A 12105-nucleotide genomic window follows, 5' to 3' on the forward strand; every position below is an offset into this window, starting at 1 on the left:
GTTTTTATAATGTGGGTCGGGCAGCTCTCCAGCCTTCTGCCAATTTTTCGGAAAGCTTTTCTACTAATGCTGTATTTTCCGGGTATCCTGCAATATTTTCGGTCTCATACAGGTCTGTTTTGTGGTCGTAAAGTTCTGCCGCTGCAAAATCCCCCCTTGTTTTGGTTTCATTATCCCAGGTATACCACTCTACATAATGATATCTCCCGGTCTGCATGGAATAGCCCATGTATTCCTGTCCGTCCTTAGACATCCGTGACCTTCTTCTAAACTGGCTGAAAACAGCATCTTTCCAGGGGAGGTCGGGATTTTCAAACAGGGGAGCGAGACTGGTCCCCTGGAAATACCCGGCCTTTTCCACTTCCGCCAGATCACATACTGTGGGGAAGATGTCGACAAGCTCGGACAAGGCTGTTATTTTTTTTCCCTGCTTTTGATTCGATGGTTTTATAATCAGGGGGGTGTGGGTATCGATGCGGAAGTTGGTCTGTTTTCCCCAACCGTTATGATCTCCCAGTTTCCATCCGTGGTCACCCCAGAGCACAATAATAGTATTATCGTAAAGGTCCATAGCTTTCAACCCTTCTATCAACCGGCCTACCTGTGCATCGATAAAAGAAACACTGGCATAATATCCCCTTCGGAGGCTATCGGTATATTGTTCCGGCAAGGGAGCATCTTCGGGCCTGCCGATTTTGTGCGGGTTATGGTAAAACCGCAGTTCGTAGTTGGAGTCGGCAGCCATCACCGGGACGTTTTCGGGTAGCTTCGGATTGGGAGGGGAAGAAACGGATCCTTCCGGGTACAGGTCCCAGTATTTTTTGGGAACTACAAAGGGAAGGTGGGGCCTGTAATATCCGAGTCCCATAAAAAAAGGTTGTTTTTTATCTTTTATCCTTTTCAGCGTTTCCAGGGCCAGGGTAGTTTGTTTGTCATCATAATAGATCGAATCGGGGAGGTCTGCGATCTCCATGGCCGGACCGCGGTTCCATCCATCGGCATAGAGTTCATGCGGGCTATCGACCTTTTCCAGTAGTTTGTTTCTCGTCGCTTCCTGTATGGCTTTAGACTCCGCCGTATACCAATACGTTTCGCCATCCCTGTAGCGATGAGGTTCCGTATTATAGGGGTAAGGCCGCAGATCGGGCTCATCCCACGAGATGGAGTCGGGCATAAAATTGTGGAAGATCTTCCCTATGTTCACTGTGTGGTATCCTGCCTTATGAAAGTACTGGGGCATGGTCACCGCATCCGGGTCAATCTTTCTGAACTCGTCCCCCAAATACCAGACCCGGGTAGAATCGGGCCTGTAGCCCAGCATGGTACTTGCCCTGGAGGGGGCGCAGACCGCCGACTGGCAATGCGTGTTCAGCATGGTCATGGAAACGGAAGCCAGGGCATCGATGTTCGGGGTTCTTATTTCCTCGTTCCCATAACACCCGAGTTCCGGTCTTAGGTCATCTATCGATAAGAGCAGTATATTCGGCCCCTTTGGCGGTTCGTCCTTTTTAGTTGCCGGTGACTGGCACCCTGTTAAAAACAGGGAATACGCAATACAAAAAATAGTCGTTCTCATAGCAGTTATATTAAAATGGTGATACCAGTATAATTTTGTTTATTCTTAAATATTCGTATACACACCTTTTTGCCACGAATTCACGAATACTTTTAAATAACTATTCATCGTTTAATAAATTTTTCAGTCGTGCTGCTGCCATCCTCAAACCGGGCGATAAAAAAGTAAATGCCCCGGGGCAGGGCCGATACAGAAACACCATTTTCGGGATCTCCGGAAAGTGCTGTAAGCTGTTGCCCGCTTGAGTTGATAATATGCCACTCGAAAATCTGCTTTTCCGCATTGAAATACAGGAGGTTATTGGCAGGATTGGGATAAAGGTGAGGATTGTGTAATCGCTTTTCGGTTGTGGAGGGAATGATTTCTGCCATCACCGGACCGGAAGAAGCTAATTGGTAATTACCTATATAAGCGTGAAGTTTCCCCTTATCGGCCGTCATTTCAAAGCCCGGGCCAAAATTCACCTCTCCGGCGCTTATCGTAACATAGGCGTTGCCATCGACTGTCGAGGTTACATCGATATTCTGAGATGCCCTATATACATTTTCGCTGTTTACATCATAGCTGTTTAGGGGATGGTCTATGGTTATGGAATAATCATTGACCTCTGTATCAGGCAAACTACAGTTGCTACCGGAAAAAGCTACGGTTTTTCTTATATGATTTCCCGGCTGCGGCCCTAAGGCGAGGCTAAAATTAACACCCACATCACTGCATTTGGTAATTTTGCAGTAACTCATTATCGTCCCTTTATTATATTCGGGAACCGGTGGCCTTGAGCAGGGATCATTATTTAGTGCTTCCGTTTCCTTGCAGCCGTCTATGGCTGTATTATTTCCGTTCCAAAAGCAGCCTTGCGTATGAGGAGAACCCAAACTGTGTCCCAGTTCATGGGCCAATATATGGACTCCGTTAGACCAGTCCGGTAATCTCACGGTGTCATCAGGGTCAACACCTCCCGCAACCAAAGCTCTTTCATATTTGGGGCGATTACTTCCATTTAGCCGTTTACATATGCCACTTCCGGCCCTGCTGGCTACCCCTGCATTTTTTCTTGATGTCAGTAAAACGGCTATATTGCCATTATAATCGGGGTTGTTATTCTCCAGGTAACTGGTAAAGCTTTGTAACATTTCACTCACCTTATTCCCCGTAAAGGGATCAGGAGTGTCCCAAACATCCATCCCTCCTATGCTGATGTTCACTTTTTCTGAAGCGTAGATGTCCGCAACCTGCTTAATGAGGACGTTTTCAATATAGTCCCTCGTTGCTGTTTCGTCATTAAAATTATTATACACAGAATTGTCTGCAACTACGTATAGTTCTACAATTTTTTCTGAAGACGTACTGTAATAGTCTTCTGCAAAAGGGTTATTTTGATAGATGCCACTTGAGGTGTTGTCATTGTATTCTACCGGTGTAGGGGTATATCCGTCACCACATACCTGGGCAAAGGAACAGTCCATAACATCATCGCCCAAAACTTCTGAATATTCCTGAGCCGAAGGACTTGCGTCTTCTTTTTTCCGTTGATCCGTAGAAAGTCCGAAAGTAGTCAGAACAATCAATCCAATAACTGTAGTGATTATAACTATCTTACGAAAAGACTTACTGGCCACTTTCTTTTTGTTTATATTGTGATCCATGCTTTCTACTGTTTATGTTGTTGAATACGTTCCAGTTTTTTACGCTGCCCGATCAGGTAAAGGGTCAGTTCTTCTACTTTCTGTAAGAGCCGGTTGGTCATTTTCCCCGCATCGAGACCATTTTTCTTAATAGCTTCGGCAGAAGGGATTCCCGGTAAATGATGCTTAGCTTTTATAAAAGCTTCCACTTCTTTTAAAGGTGGCATTCTATACCCGGGGAGTAATTCTGACTTTCCCGTATAGTATTTCTGGAAAACATAATCGGCCGGGATCTCATTGCTTACTTTAAAGGCAACAGCACGGATTTCACCATTTACGGTGAGTTCGGAGTCGGGGTTTTGAGAACCTATGCCCACCAATCCTTCTTTGGCAACGGATAGCAGGTTGCCGGCGCCCGAGTTGATCTCAAACCTGTCACCGGTTCTGTGATGCCGCAAGGTAAATTGATCGTCGTCGGCTGAGTCATACAGTCGAATGGTAGGGGCATTAGTGTCATGGGAGATCTTTAATTCCCCTTTATCGATATGGAGGGACTGCTCCGGACCGGATGTCCCTATTCCCGCTTTTGTTCCGGTTACGTACAGGTCACCCCCGGCATTTGTCTGCCAGCCCTGAGCGTATATTCCTCCCTGCAGGAAGATAAAAATCGAAGAAAACAGATATATAAGATGTTTCATGGCATTATTGCTTTTCTTCGTTCATTATTTGTTGGATCAATTCTTCCTGTTCTATAATATACAGGGTGAGTTCTTCTATTTTCCGGAGAAGCACATTGTTCATTTGCGCCAGGTCCATCCCTTTTTCCTGTAGTTCCTTGGCAGAAGGGACACCCGGCAGGTGGTGGTTCTCTTTTACAAATTTTTCCACTTCTTTCAGGGAAGGCATTGTATATTCGGGCAGCAGGTCAGATTCCCCAGTATAATACTTTTGAAAGACATAGTCTGCAGGAATATTCAAGCTAAGTTTTACGGCACTGGCATGTACACGTCCGTTTACGGTCAGTTTGGAATCGGGGTTTTGAGAACCTATGCCCACCAACCCTTCTTTGGTAATGGATAGCAAGGTGCCGGCGTCTGACCTGAGCTCAAACCTGTCACCGTTTCTGTGATGCCGCAAGACAAATTGATCGCCGTCGGCTGAGTCATACAGCCGTATGGTAGGGGCATTAGCGTCATGGGAGATCTTTAATTCCCCTTTATCGATGTGAAGGGCGTTTTCCGGATCAGACGTCCCGATCCCTACATTTGTTAATGCATATACATCGCCATTGGCGTTGGTATCCCATTGGGCATTGGACATATTGGCCATGAATAAAAGTATTCCCGATGTTATAAGTATTTTTTTCATAATGGTTTTGTTTTGTCTTTTAATGGTGAGCCGATTTAAACTTTTATTTTTGCGGTGTGATCCGGCTTATGACTTCAGGATCTATGACATAAGACATGCTGCGTATGAAGCATAGACAGGAGAATCCGATTAACGGTTGTCATTAACAGACGCGTCGATATTTTCATTTGCATCGGTCTCGCTCTCCGGAACCTGCATAACAAACTGTATATCGTTGGGCACTATAGTAAGTGCAATCAGGTGATTTGATGTTCTGGTAATCCCTCTTTGCAGACGTTTGGCATCAAACCATTCTACACCGATTTCTCCATAGAGTTCTTTTCGCCTTTCTAACAGGATCTCCTCTTCCAGGTCAGAACCCGTATTAGTCGATTTTACGGCGTCGGGGTCCCTGTTTTGCTGAACATAAAACAATAAGTCGTGAGCCCCGTCTTCATCGCCTTGCCTGAATTTGGCCTCTGCTTCGGTCAGTACCATTTCCGGTTTTCTCAGAATTGGATAATCGAGGTTCTCTTTATCGAACAGGAATTTTGTAGTAGTCATATGCCTCACATTATTGACATTTGTATTATTGATTACAAAAAGATTACGCACATCGGTAGCAGAAAATAAATTTGTAAAGTTTACATTCATGTATCCTACCTTATAGGGGGCTAAACCCGAACCCAGGATGTCTGTCCACGCAGCCGGAGTATGTGCCGAAACCCATTGATCGGGGGTTTGGTCGTACCCCCATATCCATTCCGGATTGTTAATGTCAATAAACCCGTCACCATAAAGTTCGGGTGCAAAAGAGCCCGCCAAATCGTTATTATAGGCCAGGTTAGCCATCTCTTCTGCTCCGGACCAGTTTTCCATAGTTAAGTACACCCTGGCCAGAATACCTGCGGCTACCTGTTTATTGACATACGATTTACCCAGGCGATCTGAAGTTAAATTATCGACGGCAAAGGTTAAATCGTCGACAATTAATTCATACATTTCTGCACAAGTACGCATTGATTTTCCTTCTGTAGTAAGTGCTGTATAGATCGGGCCTGCGGGAAAGGAAGGATCGACCGAGTAGGCTTTTGAAAACTCCAGGGCCAGTTGAAAATAATAATACCCCCGTAAGGCTTTTCCCTTAGCGGAATAATAAGCTTTTTCACTATCGGACAAAGCGTCGAAAGCTTCAACACCGTTAATAAGGTTATTAATTTGGTTAATCATATGATAACAGAAGTTCCAAATAAACCTCGGCCTGTAATTATCAGCCGTTCTGCCGGTATAATCATAATCTATTCTCCAAAATCCGGTGCCTAAAAACATCATGTCATCCCCTTTCCAAATTCTCGACGTATAAAAGGACGCAATATTTGAATTTGCCTGCCCTGCAAAACGCCCTCTACCTTCCCGTATAATACCGGATATAAATGCCTCTACCCCGTCTGTGGAACCAAATACTACTCCTTCGGAAACTTGTTGTGTGGGCTGGGGTTCGTCTAAAAAATCTGTAGAACAACCTGTCAAGGTTATTAATATGACAAACGTATATATTCTGAAAGTTGACAACTTTTTCATCCGTTTAAAATTTAAGGTTAACACCAATGCTTATTGTTTTTAACTGTGGGGATCTAAAATTTGTTGATCCGGCTAAATCCTGCTCCGGGTCTATACCCTTGTGGCTCTGCCAGGTAAACAAGTTATCTCCGCGTAAATAAAACCTGACATTGTTTATGAAAATGGTATTTAACGTAGATTCCGGTAGGGAGTATCCTAATGTTATCGCTCTCATTCTAATGTAGTCGTTATCAAACAGGAACCTGGTCGACGCACCGTTAAATTGGTTAGACGCCGTTAAATACAACGGAACATCTGTAATATCTCCCGGCTGCTGCCACCTATCGGCAGCTATATTTACACCATTGGGGTTACCCACAGCCTTATAACCTGCGCTAAGTCCCGCATAATTGGAATCGTATATCTGCCCTCCGTAAGAAAAAATGAATAGTGTATTGAAATCAAAATTCCCGAATTTTAAGCTGGTATTAAAACCGCCTGTAACGTCCGGCAGGGAAGACCCTGAGTAATATCTGCCGGCATCACTAAAAGTTTTAGTTGTCACCCGTTCACCGGTTGGCTCTCCGTTATCGTCCAAAACATCCTGATACCACATACCATAACCGTCTTCCGGGTCTACACCGGCCCATTCCCGGATATAGAAGTCAAAAATCGACCTTCCCACTTCCAATCTTTTATTTCCTCTGATAACCGATTCCTGAGTAAGTTCCGTAACTTCATTGTTAACCCGGGTGAAGTTAATCCCGGCAGACCAGGTTAATTTATCGGCTCTGATTATATCGGCATCCAAATTGAACTCTATCCCATAATTTCTGAGAGAACCAATATTTGTGGTGATACTTGTGTTCCCTGTAGATCCGGGTAAAGGTTTGGCGAAAATTAAGTCTATAGATTCTTTATTGAAATAACCTATGGTGCCCTGCAGCCTGTTGTCGAGAAATCCGAAATCCAGACCTATGTCTGTAATAGCCGTGGTTTCCCATGTAAGATCGGGGTCTGTAATCCCTCCGAGGAGCACACCTTTGTTTTCTAAATTACTAACTCCCGTGTTATACCCCTGCAGGTAAGGAAAAAGACCAAAACCACTGTTATTGCCCAGCTCTCCGTAAGATGCCCTTAATTTTAACAAATTAACGGCGCCACTGTCCTTCAGGAAATTTTCATCAGATATAATCCAGGACCCGCCAATAGAATAAAAATTACCCCATCTTTGATTTGTTGCAAATTTTGTAGAACCATCCCGGCGGAATGAGCCTTCGATAAAATATTTATCCCTGTAGTTATAACCTATCCTGCCCAAATATGAAGTCAATCGTTCCTCACCAACATACCCGCTGACATTCGTTGGAGTTGCAGCTCCGTTAAGCACGGAAATATTTGCTAAAAAATCTGTACCTGTTGCTCCTAAAGGGTCGAACTTATATTGGTAGGTCTCAAAAATAGCATTGGCATTAATGGTATGATCGCCAAATGTTTTATTGAATGATAAATTGTTATTAACATTAAGTGTCGTTGTAATGTTTCTGTTCTGAATTACTCGTCCGCCCAAATCTCTACCGAAACCGCCATACGGGTTTGAATAACTATAGCCGTTATAAAGAAAATGCTGATATGCTATATTCGTTTTAAATGCTAAAAAATCCGTAAACTTTACATCGATGAAACCATTTGCAATGATGGTGGTGTTCTTATCAATATGCTTATCGTCAAACAACATGCCTACAGCGTTATAATTTCCATTAATCGGCCTTGAACCGTTTAAATCATTGCCATTATTACCATAGTCATAGATTTTGGCACCTGTGGCATCCAATACATAAGCCCCTGTAGCATCTCTTCTGTAAATCGGAAAAACGGAAGCAACATTGTAAGACCACCCTATCGGATTGCCCATGGCATTCCCGGACTGAGTCGGGTTATTGGATTTTGAAGTTGTTATTGCAGTATTAAGCCCAAGAGTCAACCAGTCCTTTAATTTGCTGTCAAGGTTAACACGGGTAGATATACGTTCAAAATCCGAATTTCTCATAGCTCCTTCCTGATTCAGATAATTGATGGACACGAAGTATTTGGACTTGTTACTCCCTCCGCCTATTCCCAATGTATACTCATTACGCAATGACGTTTTATTCAGCAATGCATCCTTCCAGTCAGTATCCCAAAGCAGTTCCGCTCCCGGAACAATATTACCTTCAGCATCGATGGGTTGTGCCACATTATAGGGATTGTAACCCAAATCAGCTATGATACCGTTAGCCGCATTTTGACCGGCCTGTTCTGCAGATTGCCCGTCTACGTATTGAAATGTATTACGTCTGGCTTCCCAGAAATGGCGCAGATAACTTTCGGCACCTTCTGCTTCGTGTAAATCAACTGCCGGGGAAGAGAACCCGGTTACCGCCGTAGCGGTTACCTGCAGATTCGAGTTGAATTTCCCTCTTTTTGTAGTGATTAAAATCACCCCGTTAGCACCTCTGGAACCGTATAGTGCCGTAGAAGAGGCATCTTTTAAAACGTTCATAGACTCTATCTGGTCAGGACTTATGGAATTCAGGTTTCCGTTAAAGGGAACTCCATCTACCACATATAATGGGCCGGCATTTGCATTAATTGAAGAAATACCGCGTATCCTTATCGTGGGATTACTTCCCGGCTGCCCTCCGGAAGTAATGACATTTACCCCGGGTACAGTACCTTGAAGAGCCTGTGTTACTGAAGTCAATTGCTGTGCCTCTATATTTTCAGAATCGAGAGAAGAAACAGAACCCACTAATGATTTTTTAGTCTGATTGCCATAAGCAACAACTATAACTTCATCCAGCTCATTTCCGGGCTGCATCATAACATCAAGCTGATTTGAAGTTCCTACGGTAATACTTTGCTTCTGCATACCCACATAGGAGAACACCAAAACATCTCCTGTTGCCGCACGAATAGTATACATTCCGTCAAAATCTGTTTGAACTCCTCTACCCGTTCCGCTAACAACAATATTTACCCCGGGGAGTATCAAACCGTCAGCATCTTTTACCACTCCACTAATTGTTCGCTGTTGAGCACTGACAGTTTGTGTCAGTAAGAGGCTAAAAAACAATAAGACCCTTGTAATTTTTACCGTCATAAGTAATGTGTTTGAATTAATAAAAGATTTATTCCTGAACAAGCTCGCATGGATTTGCAACAGTTAATCCAAAAAACCGATTCCCGCGCATAACCACATAACACACTGAATATCATATAGAATAACCTGGAATTAAGACCTTGTTTAAAAAATACCTGCCGACAGCCCCGATATTCTTACCGGGATCAATTCCGTTTAAACATGCTCTAATACTGTAATTACCATCAAAATCCATCCGGGGCCTCCGGGTGATATTTGTTACCCGGGCATAGGATAATTGTATTATACATAAAAGGGCGAAGACAATGAAAATTCCGGTTTGTTCTCATAGTGTCAGTTGGTTTGCGTATTGTGGTACGGCTAATGTAGGTAATAGGGTCAGAAAAGAATTGATAAAAAAAAGCATATAGTGATACTATTGTGCGGTGCGATAAAAGGTTCGGGCACGAATGTAAGTAAGTTTTATTAAGAAGGGGAATATGGGACAGGGCGAAAATGAAGATTGAAGATTCTGACCAACTTATAAGATGGGAAGAGCCCTAAAGCCCTAAATCTTAGTTGCCATCATTTAAAGTCTTAAAAAAGCAATATAGATCTACATGGGTCGGTATACTGAGCTTTTTTCGGAGCCTGTATTTTTTTACCTGAACTGTTTTGTGGGTGACGAAAGTATATCTTGCAATTTCTTTTGAAGAAAAATTTAACCAGATGTAGGCACATAAAGTAAATTCCGAGGGAGTCAGGGCCGGCTTTATCTTTAACAGTTTTTCTGAAAATTCGAGGTATACTTCCTGAAACTTTCTGGTAAATGCGGGATCGTTGTTCTTTGCTAACTTTACCACCTCATCAAAGGCCTGGTTCATTTTCTTTTTCAGTAATACATTTTCTCTTTCCCTATTTACTATTAACTCATTTTTTCTCCGGTTTCTAAAAAACAATACGGTAAGTATGAGAATAAGGGAGAATGTTATCAATCCGAGGATGTTGTAGAGCCTTTTATGAGACGATACATGTTCCCTTTCCTTTTGTTCCAGCAATATGTTAAGAGAAGCATTAATAGCGTTATTTTTTAATTTGTGTATACTGTCGTTAAAAACCTTGTGTTTCTGTCTGTACAAGAGTTCCATTTTCTTGTTTTGTAAAATGCCATATATACCGATCAATGATTCATAAGTATTTATATACACATAGGGTACATTAATAGCTTTTGCAAACTCCAGCGCCTTATTATAATGGACAATAGCTGTTTCGTAATCTTTAATTTCCGAACAGTAACTGCCGAATACCTGGTTCACGACTGCTTTTTCATAAATGGTTGCATTGTCATTCTCTACTATGGAGAACGCTCTTTTCAGGTAATATGCTGTTGAATCCAGGTCTCTTTCTTCCGCATAGTACAGATAATGATCGGCCAGATTGGAGAGATTGACGGGTTTAGGCCTTATTTTTACAGATTTGTAAAGATAGACAAGAGACGAGTCCGGAAGATTTAGGTTACGCAAAAAAACGCTTCTGCTCCCGTACATGTATGACAGAACCTTTCTTTTTCGGGTGGCATCTCGTATGTTTTTAATATATTTCAAGGCTATGGTATTGTTTTTCAAAGCCTGGTGATACAACCCCATACTATTGTAAGTCTGTGCGTATTCCTGATAGATTTTCCCTCTTAAAAACGGATTATTGATCTTTTTCGATTTGGTTTCGGCTATATTTAAAAATTCAATGCTTTCCTCATATTTTCCAATGATCCAAAGAGCATTTCCAACATTGATGTAGCCCAGTATTTCTCCTTCGGTATAGTTTTGCTTTTTTGAAATTTCAATAAACCGGATATTCCATTTAATAACTTTATCATACCTCCCCTGCACCTTAAAATTCCGGCTTCCACTTTGTATCAGGCTGTCAATTTCTTTAGAAGAATAATCCTGAGCGTTCAAAATGTAACTCTGAAAGAATAAGGAAATAAAAATTATATATCGGTAATTCTTCAACATATTTCAGAGAAATAGCTTTCCTCCAAAATAGGTATTTATTTGATAACAACAGGTGTCTTTTTGCCCATAAACAAGAAAATCCGATGTAATGCATATGTGCACTCATTTTGGGAAATGTTAATATCGTACATAATGACAGTCTCCGGGATGTGTTACTCAGCCATAATCCCATTTAAACAAACGGGGAGAAAGAAAAATCAACGACAACACACTTGTGACGGATCAGGATCAAAGGTTGTGAGTTTTTCGCTTGTTGTAAGTTTCCCTTTTGAGATTGATCCTTGAATTGTCAACGAAATTGTCATCTAAAAAAAACCTTGCAAACACAGGGTTCACAAGGGTTTTCGGTGGAGATGACGACTCGAACACCTTATTCCCTTTTTAATCTTCCTCGATAGTCTTGATATATCTTGACCCACACCTCAATAAGGTGTTGATTATCAAAAAAACTAGTGATTAAATTTTATTCAACATAAATTAGATCAAACATATTATGACTTGGATTATCCCATGTAATAGCTATACAAAATACATAAAATTAAACATCTCCTCTCCCATTAAGATACTTTCTATTTTTGTCAGTATCGAACTCAAAGCATGAATATCGAACCCTTAAAATGAAGAATTATCGGTTCGATGTTTTCTGGAAGATTGATTTTTGACGGTTCGCAATATCGAACCTCCCGAGTCAATGAAGCTTTAGCTATTATCTTATTAATTTACAAACATTTACGCAAAAAAAACTGGACAAATCCTAAAAATTTGGACTTGTCCAGTCGGGTTGGACCCAACGATACGAATCTCGAACCGGTTTTTAGAGGATTTGCAGATCTTGGTTGATTTGACTACTTGATTCATTCC

7 protein-coding genes are annotated in these 12105 nt (G+C 42.0%); all 7 read right to left on the bottom strand.

What is annotated here, in order from left to right:
• Nucleotides 1-4: 4 nt before the first annotated feature.
• Entirely contained in the window at nt 5-1576 is a 1572-nt protein-coding gene (locus tag LS482_RS07230) for a sulfatase (RefSeq protein WP_233031105.1), read from the bottom strand.
• A 104-nt stretch (nt 1577-1680) separates the two neighbouring features.
• Entirely contained in the window at nt 1681-3222 is a 1542-nt protein-coding gene (locus LS482_RS07235) for a zinc-dependent metalloprotease (protein WP_233031106.1), read from the bottom strand.
• 5 nt (nt 3223-3227) lie between these two features.
• Nucleotides 3228-3899: a hypothetical protein gene (locus tag LS482_RS07240; protein WP_233031107.1), complete on the bottom strand. Its 672-nt coding sequence runs from the start codon at nt 3897-3899 to the stop codon at nt 3228-3230.
• 4 nt (nt 3900-3903) lie between these two features.
• A complete protein-coding gene (locus tag LS482_RS07245; protein ID WP_233031108.1) occupies nt 3904-4569 on the bottom strand; it encodes a hypothetical protein in 666 nt (221 codons plus the stop codon).
• A 129-nt stretch (nt 4570-4698) separates the two neighbouring features.
• Nucleotides 4699-6129 (bottom strand): RagB/SusD family nutrient uptake outer membrane protein, encoded by a 1431-nt coding sequence (locus tag LS482_RS07250; protein WP_233031109.1) that lies wholly within the window; start codon nt 6127-6129, stop codon nt 4699-4701.
• Nucleotides 6130-6133: 4 nt separating this feature from the next.
• A complete protein-coding gene (locus LS482_RS07255; RefSeq protein WP_233031110.1) occupies nt 6134-9250 on the bottom strand; it encodes a SusC/RagA family TonB-linked outer membrane protein in 3117 nt (1038 codons plus the stop codon).
• Between the two features lie 554 nt (nt 9251-9804).
• Nucleotides 9805-11187 (bottom strand): tetratricopeptide repeat protein, encoded by a 1383-nt coding sequence (locus LS482_RS07260; RefSeq protein ID WP_233031111.1) that lies wholly within the window; start codon nt 11185-11187, stop codon nt 9805-9807.
• Nucleotides 11188-12105 lie beyond the last annotated feature (918 nt).

Origin of the sequence: Sinomicrobium kalidii (genome assembly GCF_021183825.1) — a bacterium.
Taxonomy (GTDB): domain Bacteria; phylum Bacteroidota; class Bacteroidia; order Flavobacteriales; family Flavobacteriaceae; genus Sinomicrobium; species Sinomicrobium kalidii.